Annotated in this window: 14 protein-coding genes; 8 read left to right on the plus strand and 6 right to left on the minus strand. The window is 63.9% G+C overall.

Going from position 1 to position 15,582, the window contains the following annotated elements; translation table 11 throughout:
* Positions 1–120: 120 nt before the first annotated feature.
* Positions 121–1,179 carry a DUF3500 domain-containing protein gene (locus JSS27_05740; GenBank protein MBS0208439.1) on the minus strand — a complete coding sequence of 353 codons (1,059 nt, stop codon included), beginning with the start codon at positions 1,177–1,179 and terminating at the stop codon, positions 121–123.
* 374 nt (positions 1,180–1,553) lie between these two features.
* Here JSS27_05740 and JSS27_05745 point away from each other — a divergent pair, with 374 nt between their 5' ends.
* Positions 1,554–1,907, plus strand: a complete 354-nt coding sequence (locus tag JSS27_05745; protein ID MBS0208440.1) for a hypothetical protein — start codon at positions 1,554–1,556, stop codon at positions 1,905–1,907.
* Positions 1,908–2,143: 236 nt separating this feature from the next.
* Here the strand turns inward: JSS27_05745 and JSS27_05750 are convergent, their stop codons facing one another.
* The 3 genes from JSS27_05750 to JSS27_05760 form a co-directional block, all read right to left on the minus strand.
* The gene (locus tag JSS27_05750; protein ID MBS0208441.1) at positions 2,144–3,877 is read right to left on the minus strand and encodes a hypothetical protein; all 1,734 of its coding nucleotides are present in this window, start codon (positions 3,875–3,877) and stop codon (positions 2,144–2,146) included.
* 335 nt (positions 3,878–4,212) lie between these two features.
* A complete protein-coding gene (locus JSS27_05755) occupies positions 4,213–5,610 on the minus strand; it encodes an O-antigen ligase family protein (protein MBS0208442.1) in 1,398 nt (465 codons plus the stop codon).
* Between the two features lie 329 nt (positions 5,611–5,939).
* Positions 5,940–6,467 carry a hypothetical protein gene (locus JSS27_05760; GenBank protein ID MBS0208443.1) on the minus strand — a complete coding sequence of 176 codons (528 nt, stop codon included), beginning with the start codon at positions 6,465–6,467 and terminating at the stop codon, positions 5,940–5,942.
* Between the two features lie 312 nt (positions 6,468–6,779).
* On the opposite strand from JSS27_05760, the gene JSS27_05765 reads away from it, so the two are divergent.
* Positions 6,780–7,688 carry a hypothetical protein gene (locus JSS27_05765; GenBank protein ID MBS0208444.1) on the plus strand — a complete coding sequence of 303 codons (909 nt, stop codon included), beginning with the start codon at positions 6,780–6,782 and terminating at the stop codon, positions 7,686–7,688.
* Positions 7,689–8,027: 339 nt separating this feature from the next.
* The gene (locus JSS27_05770; GenBank protein MBS0208445.1) at positions 8,028–9,284 is read left to right on the plus strand and encodes a SpoIIE family protein phosphatase; all 1,257 of its coding nucleotides are present in this window, start codon (positions 8,028–8,030) and stop codon (positions 9,282–9,284) included.
* Between the two features lie 12 nt (positions 9,285–9,296).
* Here JSS27_05770 and JSS27_05775 read toward each other — a convergent pair whose 3' ends face one another.
* Positions 9,297–10,406 (minus strand): hypothetical protein, encoded by a 1,110-nt coding sequence (locus tag JSS27_05775; protein ID MBS0208446.1) that lies wholly within the window; start codon positions 10,404–10,406, stop codon positions 9,297–9,299.
* Between the two features lie 253 nt (positions 10,407–10,659).
* Between JSS27_05775 and JSS27_05780 the strand changes: the two genes are divergently transcribed.
* A complete protein-coding gene (locus JSS27_05780) occupies positions 10,660–11,400 on the plus strand; it encodes an energy transducer TonB (protein ID MBS0208447.1) in 741 nt (246 codons plus the stop codon).
* A 180-nt stretch (positions 11,401–11,580) separates the two neighbouring features.
* Here JSS27_05780 and JSS27_05785 read toward each other — a convergent pair whose 3' ends face one another.
* Positions 11,581–12,132 carry a DUF3365 domain-containing protein gene (locus JSS27_05785; GenBank protein MBS0208448.1) on the minus strand — a complete coding sequence of 184 codons (552 nt, stop codon included), beginning with the start codon at positions 12,130–12,132 and terminating at the stop codon, positions 11,581–11,583.
* Positions 12,133–12,314: 182 nt separating this feature from the next.
* On the opposite strand from JSS27_05785, the gene JSS27_05790 reads away from it, so the two are divergent.
* From JSS27_05790 to JSS27_05805, 4 genes are all read left to right on the plus strand, one after another.
* Complete coding sequence (locus JSS27_05790; GenBank protein ID MBS0208449.1) at positions 12,315–12,797, plus strand: Rrf2 family transcriptional regulator; 483 nt, start codon at positions 12,315–12,317, stop codon at positions 12,795–12,797.
* A 63-nt stretch (positions 12,798–12,860) separates the two neighbouring features.
* Positions 12,861–13,952, plus strand: a complete 1,092-nt coding sequence (locus JSS27_05795; GenBank protein ID MBS0208450.1) for an ATP-grasp domain-containing protein — start codon at positions 12,861–12,863, stop codon at positions 13,950–13,952.
* Positions 13,949–14,959 carry a H4MPT-linked C1 transfer pathway protein gene (locus JSS27_05800; GenBank protein MBS0208451.1) on the plus strand — a complete coding sequence of 337 codons (1,011 nt, stop codon included), beginning with the start codon at positions 13,949–13,951 and terminating at the stop codon, positions 14,957–14,959. Before JSS27_05795 ends, JSS27_05800 begins: the two co-directional genes overlap by 4 nt.
* The gene (locus JSS27_05805; GenBank protein MBS0208452.1) at positions 14,956–15,570 is read left to right on the plus strand and encodes a hypothetical protein; all 615 of its coding nucleotides are present in this window, start codon (positions 14,956–14,958) and stop codon (positions 15,568–15,570) included. Before JSS27_05800 ends, JSS27_05805 begins: the two co-directional genes overlap by 4 nt.
* The last annotated feature ends 12 nt before the right edge of the window (positions 15,571–15,582 follow it).

Genomic DNA, 15,582 nt, shown 5'->3' on the forward strand with positions numbered 1-15,582 from the left:
GCTAGTTGCTGGTCCCTAGTTGTTAGTGATCGGAAAGCTGCCGCTACAAATAAAAGAGCCCAGGGGATTCGCTCCCCTGGGCTCTTTGTCTTAACCAGCAACCAGCAACTAGCAACTTCCTCAGGCATTCAACTTCACCGCCGGGTCGTCGGCGACGTGGACCCACACATGAACGTGGGGCGTGCCGCGGAAGTACCAGACAAACGACGGGCCTTCCAACCGCCAGCAGTCCCACACCTTGTCGTTGCCGATGTCGCCGTCGCTGTAGAAGGCCAGCGAGCACTTGTCGAGCCCGCCTTGTGCTTTCAGGCATTTCGCCACCTTGTCCCGGTCGCTTTGCCGGTAGGGCTCGATCAACACCTGTAGCACGCGCTGCAGCTCGGTCTTTTGATCGCTCGAGAATTCGGTGACCGGAATGCCCGGAATGCCTCCCGAGGTGCCGCGGAAGTCGACCCGCGCTTCGTTCGGCAGCTTTTTCACCAGCGACGCCTGCTGCTGTTTGGCGTCCATCATCGAGAACAATTTGTTGGCTTCCAGACCCTGGTGCCAGAAGACATTTCCCTTGTGGTCGGCCGGTTCGTCGAACCCTTCGGCCGCGTGGCCATAAAAGATCGGACCGCCAAAAGCCACGTGCTCGGCACTGTTGCCGTCACAGCGCATGGTCATGTGTCGGCCGGTCATCACGAACTCGAACTTGCCGTCGCCGGGCTTGCCGAAGATGGCGAAGTTCTGTTCTTCGCCAAAGCCACCCGCGTCGTCCTCCAACTGGGTATCGATCCGCGCGTGCCAGTCGGGCTGGATGATGTTTTCGAAAATACCGCGGACCATCGCCCGCTGGTCATCGGTGTAGAACTTGCTGTTGATGATCGGCTTGGTGATGTGCCAGTTGTTGGCCACGCGGGTTCGCAGCAAACCCATCTTGGGGTCGATATGGTCCCAGGCGAAGCAGACTTCCTTCTTCTGCTCGTCACTCAACGAGTCATACAGCACCTTGACCAGCGACTCGGCCGGCTTGCCGCCATAGCTGCCGGCGCTGGGGGCCGCGCTGAGCACATTCGGCAACGACAGGATCGGCAACGCCACGGCAGCCCCGGCCACGCCGGCGCGCTGGATGAATTGGCGGCGGTTGACCGTGGGGGGCGTTCCACAGTCCGGACAAAGGCGACGATTCGTGGCCATGCTCGGTTCTCCTCCGATGATGTGGGTGGGCGACGACTGGCGGTGGGCGTTAGGGGCACGACGTGCGCGGCACGTGTTCGTATCAGAAATCCGTCGGGACGCCTCAATTAAATCGGACCCAGCCCCCGGCGGCAACCTTTTTTACGCCGACACCCCAGTTCTAGGGATACGTAGGCGTGGGCAGTACAACGTGAGCAGCCCGCACGCCAGGCAGGGCGTTTCTCCAGAAAAACCTAGGCAATTCCCGCGCATCGAGCCCTCGCCCAAAGTACGATTAAGATACGCCTTGTCGTTCTGACGGGGCTGGGCCGGTCGGCGACGCTCCTCTTTTCTAGCGTTCGCACGCCGGGCCAACATTGCGGAGCGATCGTCCCATGATTGCGCCCATCTATCCGGCAGCGTCGGCGGCGCCATTGTTGTTTTTGGCGCTGCAAAAGATTGCCCGCACGCCCACGTCGCGGTTGCGCTGTGGCTATCACGTGACGGCGCGCTATCAGCCCTGCCTGGGCTGGCGCGCTCACAACTGTCGCGTCGGCCATGCGGTGACCGATAAATCGCTGCGGCCGTTGGGCCAAGGAATGCTGATCGACCGTTACCTGGCCGGCGGCATCGTCGGCACGCAACTCCCCTTGTCGATTGCCGGCGCGTTCGACACGCGACCGCTGGCCAATCTGGCCCTCGATGCCGCGCACCACGCCGAGGTCATCAGCCTGGACGTCTGGGCCTGATCGCGCGGGCTTACTAGAGCAGTTCTCAGAACACAGTCGCGTGGGTGGCCCAGGTGCCTGCACCTGGGCGGCCGAAGGCCGCAAGAAACCTCGAGCGCCGTCCTGCGCGGGTGGCGAGTTTCCATTTGGGTTGCGCGTGCCCATCGAGTTTCTTGTTGCTGCGCAACACCGATGGCCAAGCCATCGGTGCCACCCCAGACGCGAGAACGTGGCGAGACCCGCTCTAAGAGCGTCGCCTACTGCGACGATCCTTCGGGCGACTGGCCACGCGCCAGTTGAAACTCTTCCAGCGCCGGCAAGAGCATGGCCGTCGCGGCAAAGCCATAGGCCAACACCACGCTGCACAAAACAGCCAGCGTGTGCCCCATCAGAAAACTGGCCAGCGCGTAAAACGTGGCCAAGGGACAAAAGAACGACGCGGCCAGCAGCGCCGGCGACTGCAACCGGCCGCTGATCGCCCAATAGATGCCAATGCCGCCGCCGACCATCGCGGCCAGGAACGGCTGTAACTGGAAACTGAACGAGCCGGCAAAGGCGACCATGATCCTCATCGTCGCGGCCACGCCGAGGGCCAAGAAGAACAAGGTGCCCAGGCTGACGGCAATGGCCGTACGACTGCGGGCGTGATGCGACGCCACGTGTACCCCCAGGACCGCGGCAAACACGCACAGCACCAGCCACCCCAGCCAGATGCACGCGGCCGTCTCCCAGCGCAACTGCCCCTGCCACGCCAGATAGCCGACCAGCAGCGTCGGCAGCGTGATCATCTCCTTGGCGTTGTACGCCGTACCCAAGAGCTTGCCGACGATCAGTTCGCGCCCGGTCAAGTCGGTGACCAACAGCAGGTCAATCGTTTCGCCATCGCGCTCGCTGGTCATGCTCATCACTGCTTGCGCGTTGATCCAAAGCAAGCTGATCACCGCCAGCGGCGCGAGGGCCAACGTCAACTGCACGACGATCGCCTCGCCCCCCAGCGCCGGCACCTGTCGCACCGCGGCGAAGACGAGCCCAAACAGAATTAGATAGGCCAGCCGCACGAGCACCACCTTGCGGCCATAGGCCCAAGTGCGAGTCTCGCGCCACAGAATCGGCGCCGCGCCAATCGAGCGTGATCGCGCCGGAGCGTTCGACGCCCCGGTTGCCGCGGCCGCCGGCGACTCGTCATCAGCCCCGGCCACGCGCGGCTCTTGATTCGTGTTCCAGGCTCGCACACGCCACGCCGCCCACAGCGTTACTCCGGCCGTCGCGACCACACAAAACCCGACATAAGCCCCCAGCGGTTGAAGCGAAGTCTGGGCATAATCGGGCAGCATGGCGTGCCACAGCGCGTGCCAGGGACTGACCCGCGCTCCCCACGCCGCCAGCGATGAAGCGGAATCGCCCATCAACCAGGACCAGCCAAGCGTCCAGCCCAGCATCGCCACGGCGGCCAAGGCCAACGGCTGCAGCGTTCGCTCACGCCAAAAGGCGAGCATCGTCCCCAACCCGGCGCACAACAGCAAACTGGCCAGCGAAACCAACTCGGTTCGGGCCACCTGGCCGAAGCTGATACCACCGAGCAGCGTCAACAACGCCAGAAACGGCACGCCGACGGCCCACAATACAAGGGCGTTCAACAGCCCGCTGAATAACTTGCCGGCCACGAGTTCCAAGTTGCTGAGCCGTGTCAGCAGCAGCAGCGACAGCGTGCGGCGTTCCTTTTCATGGGCCACGGCCAGCACGCAGGCCACTGTGGCATAGGCCGACGTGATCAGCCACTGCAAGGGAACCAGCAACTGAAACACAGCCGCTCCGAAGCGGGCCAACTCGCCGACGCCACGGACCAGTTGCGTGCCGGTGAGCATCTGCCAGGCCGTCGTCGTCACCAAGAGCAATGCCGCTAGAAACGCCGAGCGCAGCGCGTAACTCGACACGCGCCGCGGCACGGCCACGATCTCTCGCTCGGCAATCGGTCCTAACACAGCGCGCAAGCTCGACGGTCAACGGTGCGGTACATGAAACAACACGCTTTATGATATGCGGCCAAGCCAGAGACGCCTATTGCCCGACGATGGTTAAAACACAGCGAATGCCGTCGCCTAAGAACGGCTGCCGGGTGCCACTGCTGGCTTGTCCAGCAGTGCTCTGAATGAAGCAACTTGAGGTTGGCTACAACGCGCGGGCCAGCGCCAGCTTGCACTTCAATTCGTGGTTTATCGCACACCCAGGTCGAAGCGTTATTGCCTGGGAACGTACAAGCTGAAATCCAAGAATTCACTGCTGGGCAAGCCAGCAGTGGCACCCTGACTTGGCGACTTGAGCAAGTTCAAATCGACTTAGCGGCGACCAGCCTTGGCGTCGCCAACGTCGCCGGCGCGTGAACCGTCACGGGTACGAAACGGCTCGCCAGACCGGCCGAGAGTCCAGCCATGAAGAACATCATCATGTTCACCATCGCCACGATTGACACATCGTGGAACATGGCATTGGGCAGATAAACGCCCAGCGCGCCGAGCATCAATAGCCCCTGTTCCCGCGCCCACAGCGGCGCCGCGGCGCAGTCCCAGAGCTTCCAGGCTCGATAGCCCCACGCGACCAGCAAGGCCACGTACAACCCCAGCCCAATCACCCCGGTGTCGGTCAAGATGGCCAGGAACGAGTTGTGCTGCACGTAGACCCGGGCCTTTTCCAACGGCAGATCGACCGACCGGTCGTGCAGGTAGAACTTGTTGTTTTCTTCGTATTGGCCAAAGCCAAAGCCCAACAGCGGCCGGTCGAGGAACATCTTCCACGCCACGGTCGCCAAGATGGGGCGCAGCTTGGCCGAGTCGGCCACGTCGGCGGCGCTGACGTCCTTATCACGCTTGAAGGCGACCAGGTTCTCCCAGTTAATCACCACAAACAACGCGCCCGCCAGCAGTCCCGAGCCCAGCAACATCACGCGCCAACTACGCGGCAGGCCGAGCGCGGCCAGAATCATCAACCCCAGCGCGGCCCCCATCCAGCAACTGCGTGTCAGCGTGGCATAGGTTCCCACCAGCCCGGCCAGGGCAATCACCACCAGCCCCACACGTCCCGCGCGGCCACAGTAAGGCCAGCACATCAGCGCGGCAAAGCTGCAAATCGGCGCGAAGATGCCGACCCCCACCGGGTTCAGGAACGGCCCGCGGCCGCGCCCGAAGAACTCGGCGTGCTCGGTCGAGACGATGTACTTGGGAAAGACGACTTCATGCAGGCCGCGCGTCTCGGCCAACGCCGTCAGCCCGAGATAGACCGTGAAGAATCCGAGGAACCACCACAGGCCGAGGACTTCGCGCTGCTCGACGCGCATGCCCCGGGCCACGACATAGAGCCCCATCGGCATCAGGTAAAAGAACAACAGCCGCGACGCCGGCAGATTGCGCGTGATGGTCCAATCGTGCGTAAAGGTGCTGATCAGCAGCAAGCCCGCGTAGGCCAACAGCAGATAGTCGGCCTTGGCCAAAGGCTTGGGAGCGGCCAGCCCCCAGCGGCGATAGATCACGTACTGGCCAATCAACATTCCCCACAGCAATCGATCGACCGTGATCGGAATGGGCCCGCCGGGCAAGTTGAAAAAGGCGAAGCCAAAGCAACTACCCGTCAGCAGCAGCGATGCGCAGCCCGCCACCAGCCCCAGCCTCAGCAGCAAGACGCCGCCCCAGACCAGTGCGATCAACAGGCCGAGAATGAGCAGGAAATCCATGCTCAAGGATACGCCACGGCCAGCTAGAAAGGGCCGCGTTTGGCCAGGGTCGCAGGGGCGTTCCGCCCCGCCCTCGGCGCGCAAAAAAAGGTCATGGTAATTCGATCCGTCGATTCACCATGACCTCTATCCTGAAGCGAAATGCCCCGGAAGCATCCCGCCCTCCCGGCATCTCCATTAGTAGCATCGGCCCGCCTGGGCCGCGGGATGCAGCCCAAAACGAAAAAAGGCCGATGCCCCAGGAAAGGCATCGGCCCGTGGTATCGTACGTACGGATTGTAACGATACGAAGGATGAACGCTAAACGATGAACCATTGACGCCAAGGAACTACGTCGAGCGATCGCGCGAAACGCGGCGAGCGCTCGGTTTGACGGTTTGCACCTCCGGCGGCGACTCCACCGGCGAGGCATCCACCGGCATGCTGGGTTGCACCATCACGGGCATACTAGCCGCCGGACGGCAGTTTTGACAAGCAGCGCCCAACGCTGGCGGCCCGGACAGCCCACGTTTGAACACGGTGCGGCACGGCGGCGGCACGGGGTTCGCCGGGTGCAGCGAGCCGCCGCCCCAACGCTGGGCCATTGGCTCGTTGGGATAGTCGTCCCACGCATGTACTCGCCAGTTAGCAGGAATACCGGCGCAACCAAATTCCAGACCCGACTGCATTTGATAGCCGCCGTTGTGACACCGGCAGCCAACCGCCGAGTGTTCATAGGAGACGGGCACCGGCGCGTTGTACCCGCAACTCGATCCGATTCCGATCCGACGCGCAAGGTCTTGCGCTTGGGCAGTGCCGGCAGATGCTCCGAGCATCATCACGGCAGCGACCACCACAGGCAAAGTGCGGTGAGTCATGAGCGAACTCCTTTCACTTGGACTCTCGTGTCGAGAGCTTCCCGGGCCATTCGGTACTCGGGCGAAGCGCCGTCATAGCGCTAGCACGGGAGTTGCTCAAACATGCCCGACAATTCGTGGTTCCGCAAATCAATCGCGCAAATCACCCCCACTTTCTCGCGGCGGGTAGCGACCGGCGAACCTTGACGCTTTTTCCTTCTTCGGCCTCTGGCTAAGATATGCCGCTGTTAAACTGTGCGGAAAATATCGGTTCTGCAGCGCTAGCTGCCCCATTGTTGGTAAGCCGCGAAAACTTTTCCGATTAAGGCACCTTTGAATCTGCTGGCATTCATCTCGGGCTGGCAGCCAGCATGGACCATGCTGGCCGGCGCAGGTTGCTGCTCGCTGGCGCTGCTGTGGTGGGCTTTCGTGCGATTGCGCGGCACGACGCTTCGCGCGGCCGCCGGCTGGGGTTTGCTGGCCACGCTCGTGCTGACGATCACCGCGGCGCTCGAGGCGCAAGACGCCGCCAATTCGCCCTGGCGCTATCTGACCACCATCGTCACCCTGGCGCCGGGCATCGCCGTGTTCGGCGCCAAACGACCGCAAGACCGGGCCTGGTTCTTCATCGTGCTGACGCTGCTCGTCGTGCTCGCGCTGCCGTCGCTCGAATCGTGGTTCTTGCGCGACGGCGGACGGATCGAGTTGCACGGCTTTCGCAGCGTGTTTCAACTGCTGCTCCTGCTGGCCGGCACGGGCAATTACTGGCCCACGCGGTGTGGCCTGGCAGCGGCGCTCTTGGCCATCGGGCAGTGGATGCTGTTGGACGAGTTCTCGGCCTGGCCGTTGCTGGGATTCGATCGTGCCGTGTGCCGGCAGGTCGGAACCTGCCTGGTCCTGGCCGCGCCGATCGTGGCGGCGGTGCTTTGGCGCGTGCAAGGCACGGAGGACGGCTGGGCTAAAACATGGCTGCGATTTCGCAATGCCTATGGCCTGGTCTGGAGCGTGCGCGTGGCCGAGCGTTTCAATCGGGCGATGCTGCAACGCCAGTCGCCGTTGCGACTGGGCTGGCAAGGCTTCACCGCCGACACGGCAATGTCCCCAGAGGGCCAGGCCACGCCAACGATCGACCGGCCCGCCGCGCGCTCGCTGCAAGCGCTCCTGACTCGGTTTGTCGCGGCCGACTGGCTGCCGAGCATCGCAAAATTCGAATGTCGAAATAAACTCGACGCTGATGCCTGAGAGCGCAGGGATTTGAACCGCAAAGACGCAAAGGGCGTAAAGAAATGCAAAACGAAGATTTGAATCTCAGAAGACGCGAAGACGCGCGGAGGAGGGAAACCGTGGACGCTTCTCTCCGCGCTTCCCAGCGCCCTCTGCGTTTCAACCCTCATCTTTTCTTTGCGATCTTTGCGTCTTTGCGGTTCAAATTGCCGCACTTTCCAACGTCGTGACCGTCGTGTCGTCGTGGTCGGCCTGCTTTCGTCCTTCAGGCCTTTGCTCCTATTCTTTCAGTCCTTCGGAAAGCCTGGCGTGTAATCCTGTTGTCGCCGGCGGACTGCCAACGCTAGACTAGAAGGCATGGACCTCGTCGCACTGCTGAACGCCTCGGCTTCATCCGGCGAGCGATTGAATCTGCAATTGCGGGGGCTGGGGCGTTTGCTCGATACTAGCCGCGCGTTGGCTGCCGAAGTCGACTTGGCGCGGGCGGTCGAGTTGTTGACTGAGGGGATGCGCGAGGCGATCGATTGTGAGCAGGCCAACCTGTTCGAATACGACGCCCAACATGACTCGTTCAATTCTCCCTCGGCCCCGGCTGGCACGGGCAACGGCCGCGCCGCTGTCGGCAACTGGCTGGCCGGCCAAGCGGCGCACGAGCGCCGAGTGGTGAACCTGGATCAGGCCGACGGCGACGTCCGCTCGGGCCTCGCCGCGCCGGTCTGTTCGCCGACCAGCCACGCACTGCTGGGAGTGTTGGAACTGCTGAACAAGCGCGGCGGCTCGTTCGACCGCTTTGACGAATGCCTGCTGGATGAGTTTGGCCGGCATGCCGCGGTGGCCCTGGAGCGGGCCCGGCTGATTGACGACTTGCAACGCGTCCAGGCGACCGAGGCGTCGCTGGCCGTGGCCCGCGACGTGCAGCGCAGCTTCATGCCCCGCGAGCTGCCGTCGATCCCGGGCTATGAAATCGCCACCTGGTGGTATCCCAATGCGGCCGTCGGCGGCGACTATTGCGACGTGGTGCCGATGTGCGACCGCCGGCTGGGGGTGGTGATCGCCGATGTCAGCGGCCACGGCTTGGGGCCGAGCTTGCTGATGGCTTCGGTGCGGGCGGCTTTGCGCGCCTTGATGCTGGAACACTCGGCCCCCGAAATACTGCTCGATCGGCTGTCGCGCGCGCTGTACGGCGACCTGAAAGATGGCTTGTTCATCACGATGCTGTTCGGCGCGCTCGACGTCGAACGACATCGGCTCGAATACTCAAACGCGGGGCATGCGCCGGCCGAGCACTTTTGCGCGCTGACAAACCAGTTCATGCCGTTTGAGAGCACCGGCTTGCCGCTGGGCGTGCTGGAAGACTCGCAGTACCCGCAAGGACCGGCGCTGATGATCGAGCCGGGGGACGTGGTGGTCTTGTGTACTGACGGGATTATCGAGGCGATGGACGCGACCAACCGCCCGTTCGGCCGCGACCAGTTGCGGCAGATCATCGCGGCGCACCATCAAAAGCCGGCCAAGGAACTGATCAAGCAGATTGCCGACCGCGTGGCGGCGCATTACGTCGGCGAAAACCCGGACGACGACCTGACGATCCTGACCCTGCGACGCTTGCCTTAGGGGTGGCGCGCATTACGCTTCGGTTTGCGGGGCGGCGTTGGCGACTTCGACAAAGCTGTCGAGCGACTTGCGCAGTTCGTCCGCCAGCCGCTCGAACTCCTCGGCCCGCACGGTGAACTTCACCTCGTAGTTGCGCAAGGGGCTGCCGAAGCGCCGTTCCAGGACCACCACCGGAACGCCGCCTTGTACCGTGTGGATCACGGTCTCGAGCGCCGTCGCCCCCCCTTGCCGGACGATCGAGCAAGTCACCTGGGCGTCGTGATCGGTGCGCTGGACCTGCTCGGGCAGCACCTGCTTGAGCATTTGCAGATCGAGTTGGCGCGGCGGGCTGGCCAGGATCAGCAACTGGTCGGCGAACGCCTCGTGCCGCGCGCCGGTCGCGTAGAACAGCACGCGATCGCTCGGCCCAAGACCCGGCTGCCAGCCCTCGGGCAATTTCACGGCAAAGCGGAAGTTGCCTTGCATCCAATAGCCGTTGGGCATCCGCCGCAGACCAGTCTCGAGCGGCGAGAAACGGGCACTCGCCAGCATGTCTTCAAAATCAAGTCGATACGCCTGGTAGTGCGCCTCGTCGCTGTCGAGCGCAAACGTGTACAGCGTGCCGTCATAAACCGCGCGCACCGAAACTTCATAGGTATGCCCGCCATCGGGCAACTCGGTTTCCCAGGCCGACACCAGCCAGCGATTCAACGCCCTGGCCAGGTCAGCCCCGTAGCGTCCGGCGTCGATCGTGTCGATGCGATTCTCAACCAGCTTGCGCTGGCTGGTTTCCGTGGGCCTGACCGAAGGTTGCTCGGTTGCAGGTTGCACAGCCGCAGGTCGCTCAACCTCGGCGGCGAGTTGCTTCTGGTAGTCTTCCAGGGTCAGCGGCCCCGAAACCAGCGAGCAGGAAACGTGACCCGACTTGCCGCCGTCTTGCGGCAGCTTGAGGGCAAAGGCCTGTTCATCGCGGGCCCAATTGATCAACCGCCAGGCCTGCGGCACCCGTACCGAGATGCCATAACGGCGGACTTCAACGGCGCGGCGGCCATCTTCGGCGGCTTGGGCCCACGAGACGCAAAACGACAATGACACGACCAGCGCCAGGGCAAGCCTGGTCGCGATCGGGGGCAGGTATTTCATGGGCCAACGCTTTCTGGCAGTTGCGCCGAGCACAATCCATGATACCGCCGGCGCAAACCGGGACAAAAGATGAATTTGCGTCGAGCCCGGTGAATTAATGATCCGCTGCCCAGAAGCCAAGCCCGCAAACCGCGGCCCCGATGCGTTGTATTACAATCTCACTATTATTAGAGTAATAACTCCTGCCATGAGCCTGGGATGTCGTTCCCCAAGGCCAAATGATCCCTCCTCTAGGACAATGACCACCCCCCAGATGCGAGTCGTTATTTCCTACGGCACGAGTCTGGTCTTTCACGTGGCGGCACTGACGTTTTTGTACCAGTCGACCACGACGCTCCCGTCGTACGACATCATCGAAGGCCGGGCCACGATCGAGTTGATGGCCTCGGCCGCCTCGCGCGCCGAGCCCGAGAAGGAGCTAACGAAGCCCATCGAAGTGACGCTGCCGCAACCTTCGCCCAGCGAGTCGTCCCCCGCGCCGTTCGAAGTGGCCAAGGTGTCAGCCGTACCGGTCACGAAGGAAGCCTTCCGCCGCCTGGAGCCGGCCCTGGACCGGCCGATTCCAACCACCGTGGTCGAGCCGACTCGGATGAGCGAGGAGTACGCGCTGTCGACCGACGCGATGGAGCTGAAGCGCAAGCCGCGCGAGCCCGAGAAGGAACTCGCGGCCGTCGATTCGGAAGCCACGCCGGCATCGGACGCGAACGACGGGTCCGACATCGACGAACTGCCGCGCCCACTGTCGAACCGCAAGGTTCCCTATCCGGCCGAAGCGGTGCGCAACCGGCTCACGGGGCGCGTGCTGGCGGCGGTCTGGGTGGCGGCCGACGGTTCGGTCACTCGGGTCACGCTCGACCGATCAAGCGGCCATGAGATTCTCGACAAGGCGGCCCTCGAGATGCTGCGCGAGTGGCGCTTTCATCCCGCTCGACGCCGCGGCGTGCCGGTTCCCTACGAAGTCAACATTCCCGTGAACTTTGGCTTCGCGGATTAGGCGGAACGCGAAGTATCGAGCGCGATTTCTCGGACGAGACTTGTCCCGTAACGACCAGGGCTGCCCAGCCGCGCCGAGGCATCGTCTGACTTCAGGCCAGCAGCGCCACGCGGGGCGCTGCTGACCCAAGTCGTTTTCCAAGCACAATGACGAGGCCTCATGGCGGCAATCGACGCCAGCCTATTTCGCCTTCAACTCCAGCGTATAGCCTAGCGCCCCGGCCAGCTTCTTGCCCTGGTAGTTCTTGTGGCACATCACGCACTTTTCCATCACCACCGGCACCGGAGTGGCCGCGCGGAGGGCCGGCCGATTGTTCACCGTGGTGATCTCTTCGACATAGTCCTTGCCGTTGAGAAAAGCCGCGATTGCACGACGTTCAAAATCATCGGCGGGCTTGTTGTCGTCGTTCACGGGATCGCCGGCGCCGTCAATCAGCCGGACCTCGTGCCAACCCTTTTCCTTCATCGACTGGAACAAGACCTTGAAGGCCTCGCCGGCCGGCAGATCAGACTCCTCCTCGACGTAATGCTTGGTGATGAGCACGATCGCTGTCTTGTAAATGTCGTCGAGCAGCCGCACTTCGCGTCGGGCGCGTTCAACGTCGGCGGGGTCGACCGCGGGCGCCGATTTGTCCGCCGCCGGGGGCGCCGCGGTCAAATCCTCGGTCCCCACCAGCCAGCCCGCCAGGGCCAAGCCGACACACGCCGTCACCGTCCACAAACGCCACTGCATGGTTGAGTCTCCGCCTGAAAAAAACTTGTGATGGAACGCCACAGCCTAATACTGGATATATTTATCCTGTATCTGGTCCCGCCAATGTACCTTGCCAATACTGGATGTCAATGTCGGCTATTCCCAGCAAGTCGCCAACGCCACCCTTGTCCCTTTCCCAGCTTGCCAGTACCCTTAAAATCATGTTCTCGCAAACCGTCGAATACGCCCTGCGGGCCGTGGTTTTTCTGGCCGGCCAGCCCGACACGCCAGCCACGAACGAGCAGATTGCCCGGGTGACCAAGGTGCCGGGGCCCTACCTGTCGAAGGTGCTGCAAAGTCTGACCCGAGCGGGCATCATCACCTCGCACCGGGGCGTGCGCGGCGGCTTCACGCTGGCCCAGCCCGCCGAGAAGCTGACGATCCTCACCGTGGTCAGCGCGGTCGACCCGATCCAGCGCATTCGTACTTGCCCGCTGGGACTCAAGTCGCACGGAGTGCGGCTTTGCCCGCTGCACAAGCGGATGGACGAGGCGCTGGCCCGCGTCGAGGAAGCGTTTCGGCAAACGACGCTGGCCGAAGTGCTGTCCGAGCCAACCACGAGCATTCCGTTGTGCGAGTTCCCGCCGCGGCCCGCCGCTTCCAAGGGGTCGAGCGTCCCGCGCCGCCGTGCCGCGAAACGATAGCGCCCCGCAATCACGTGCGATTAGCTTCCTCAAGTTAGCCGAACCGTGGCAGGACGAATCGGCATGCAAATCTTGCTGTTCGAGTATTTGACGGGCGGCGGGCTTTGGCTCGACGGAGATCATCCGCCCAGCACGTCATGGGTCGCCGAGGGGCGGGCCATGCTCCAGGCCGCCGCGGCCGATTTCGTCGCGGCGGGACATGCGGTGACGGTCCTGGCAGACGCGCGCCGCGAGACGGCCATCGAATTCGCTCAACTGATTCCAGTAACCAGCGCGGCAGTGCTGCGAGATCGATTGGCCGAGTTGGCGCCACGGATCGACTGGTGCCTGGTCGATGCTCCCGAAACCAGCGGACGACTGCTGGCGGCGCGGCAACTGGTCGAATCGGCGGGCGGTCGCTGCCTAGGCTCCTCGCCCGCCACGATCACCCTAGCCGGCGACAAACATCTCTTGGCCGAGCATCTGCGCGCGAAAGGTGTGCCGACAACCAGTGGTTTGCGAGTGCCGGCGGGGGGCGCTTGGCCAACCGGCTTTCCCATGCCAGCCGTGATCAAGCCGTGTGACGGCGCTGGCTCGATGGATGTGCGATTGATCCGCGACCGAGGAGAGTTGTCCCGAATTGAACCTCCTGGGATCGACACGCGGATCGAAGTTTTTCAGCCCGGCCAGGCCGCGAGCATCGCCTTCTTGTGCGGTCCTCAAGGCGACGTCTCGCTTGAACCTTGCGCGCAAAACTTGCGACTGGCGAGTTGCGGCGACGATTGGCCGGGCATTGAGCAGCCCTTCTCGTACCTAGGCGGCTCGCTGCCGCTGCCGGCGCCCCTGGCCGCGCGGGCCCGGACCCTCGGCCAGCGGGCGGTGGCCACCTTGCCGCCGCGGCTGGGGTACCTGGGCGTCGATCTAATCCTGGGCAGCGCCAACGACGGGCGCGACGACGTGGTGGTGGAAGTCAACCCGCGACTGACGACCTCGTATATCGGTCTGCGCGCCGCATGTCGTCAGAACCTGGCCCAGGCGCTATTGGATGTCGCCGCCGGAAGTTTGCCCAAGCTGGAGTTTACGCGCGATACGATTGAGTTCACGTCGTCCGGCGGCGTCAAAATGCTACCCGCCGCCGACGTCACCACAGCACACTTGCCGGAGCAACGCTTGTGAACTGGCTGGGACTCGACATTGGCGGGGCGAACTTGAAGGTCGCCGACGGGCGCGGCTACGCGGCCAGCATGCCCTTTCCCTTGTGGCGCGAGCCAACGGGCTTGTCGGCGGCGCTGGCCCAACTGATCGCCGAGGCGCCGCCGGCCGAGCGGTTGGCCGTAACGATGACCGGCGAACTGGCCGACTGTTTCGCCACTAAGGCTGACGGAGCGCGGCGGATCGTGCGCGCGGTCGGTGATGCCGCCGGCGGGCGGGCGTTCACGATCTATCTGGTCGATGGGCGATTCGTCGATGCCGTCGCGGCGTGCGAGGCGCCACTGCTGGCCGCAGCCTCGAACTGGCATGCGCTGGCGGCGTTTGCGGCGCGATTTGCCAAGGGGCGCCCTGCCCTGCTCGTGGATATTGGCTCGACGACCAGCGATCTGATCCCGATTGTCGCCGGGCGCGTCAACTCCAGCGGCCAGACGGACCCCGCTCGACTGGCCACCGGGGAACTTGTTTACACCGGGGTCCGACGCACGCCGATCTGCGCGCTGGTCGAGCGGCTCCCCTGGCACGGACAAACGTGCCACGTCGCGGCTGAACTCTTCGCCACGACGGCCGACGCCTGGCTGTTGTTGGAACAATTGCCCGAGGAACACGACCGGTGCGATACCGCCGACGGACGGCCGTTCACTCGCGAGGCGGCGCACGACCGGCTGGCGCGAATGATCTGCGCCGATCGGGCGCTGTTCAGCCGAGACGACGCCCGACGCGCCGCCGAAACAGTTGCCGCGGCCCAGCAGCGTTTGCTGGTCGGCGCGCTGCGCCAAGTTCTCGACCGCCAAAGTCAACATCCCGAGCGAGTGCTGCTGAGCGGCGAAGGGGAGTTCCTGGTCCGCCGCGTGGTCGCTGAGGTGCTCCCCGCGACGCCGATCGTTTCGCTCGGTGAACACCTGGGCCCCGATGTGTCGCGTGCCGCGCCGGCCCATGCCGTGGCCGTGCTGGCCAGCGAGTTGCGCCCATGACCGAGTTGACGCGGCCACCGACGCGCGTGGTCAAGCTGGGGGGGAGCTTGTTCGACCTGCCTCAACTAGCCGGTGTGTGGCAAGCCTGGCACGCGCGGCAAACGCCGGCGCGCACCGTGCTGGTCATCGGCGGCGGCGAGGTGGTCGACCGTTTGCGCGAGGTCGATCGAGCACATCCCTGCGACGGCACCGACATGCACTGGCTGTGCGTCGCCGCCATGGCGATCAATAGCCGACGCTGGGCGAGGGAACTTGGCGCGGCTTTTACGTCGCCCAGCGAGGTGCGACAGTGCGCCGGCCCCGCGCTGCTGGTCATCGACCCCTGGGCGTTCCTGTGGGAGGTCGATCAAAGCGCCGCCAAGCCGTTGCCCGCGAGCTGGGACGTGACGAGCGATTCGATCGCGGCCCGCGTGGCCGACTGGCTGATGGCCGACGAGTTGGCGCTGGCCAAATCGTGCCTGCCTCGCCCCCCTGCCACGCTCGTCGCGCTGGCGGAACAAAACTACGTCGATCGCCACTTTCCCCGCGCCGCCGCCAACTTACAGCGGGTGCGCTGCGTCAACTTTCGCAGCGAGGCAGCGCGCGATGAAATGCTTGCCACACGGCAATAAAAAACCCAGGGG

It is taken from the genome of Planctomycetota bacterium, from assembly GCA_018242585.1.
GTDB lineage: Bacteria > Planctomycetota > Planctomycetia > Pirellulales > PNKZ01 > JAFEBQ01.

Bases quoted from the DNA above. Each gene is read 5' to 3' on its own strand.
- JSS27_05795 (MBS0208450.1), top strand. From the start codon at position 12,861: ATGCAAATCTTGCTGTTCGAGTATTTGACGGGCGGCGGGCTTTGGCTC.
- JSS27_05745 (MBS0208440.1), top strand. From the start codon at position 1,554: ATGATTGCGCCCATCTATCCGGCAGCGTCGGCGGCGCCATTGTTGTTT.
- JSS27_05775 (MBS0208446.1), bottom strand. From the start codon at position 10,406: ATGAAATACCTGCCCCCGATCGCGACCAGGCTTGCCCTGGCGCTGGTC.
- JSS27_05805 (MBS0208452.1), top strand. From the start codon at position 14,956: ATGACCGAGTTGACGCGGCCACCGACGCGCGTGGTCAAGCTGGGGGGG.
- JSS27_05740 (MBS0208439.1), bottom strand. From the start codon at position 1,179: ATGGCCACGAATCGTCGCCTTTGTCCGGACTGTGGAACGCCCCCCACG.
- JSS27_05755 (MBS0208442.1), bottom strand. From the start codon at position 5,610: ATGGATTTCCTGCTCATTCTCGGCCTGTTGATCGCACTGGTCTGGGGC.
- JSS27_05780 (MBS0208447.1), top strand. From the start codon at position 10,660: ATGCGAGTCGTTATTTCCTACGGCACGAGTCTGGTCTTTCACGTGGCG.
- JSS27_05785 (MBS0208448.1), bottom strand. From the start codon at position 12,132: ATGCAGTGGCGTTTGTGGACGGTGACGGCGTGTGTCGGCTTGGCCCTG.
- JSS27_05790 (MBS0208449.1), top strand. From the start codon at position 12,315: ATGTTCTCGCAAACCGTCGAATACGCCCTGCGGGCCGTGGTTTTTCTG.
- JSS27_05760 (MBS0208443.1), bottom strand. From the start codon at position 6,467: ATGACTCACCGCACTTTGCCTGTGGTGGTCGCTGCCGTGATGATGCTC.
- JSS27_05770 (MBS0208445.1), top strand. From the start codon at position 8,028: ATGGACCTCGTCGCACTGCTGAACGCCTCGGCTTCATCCGGCGAGCGA.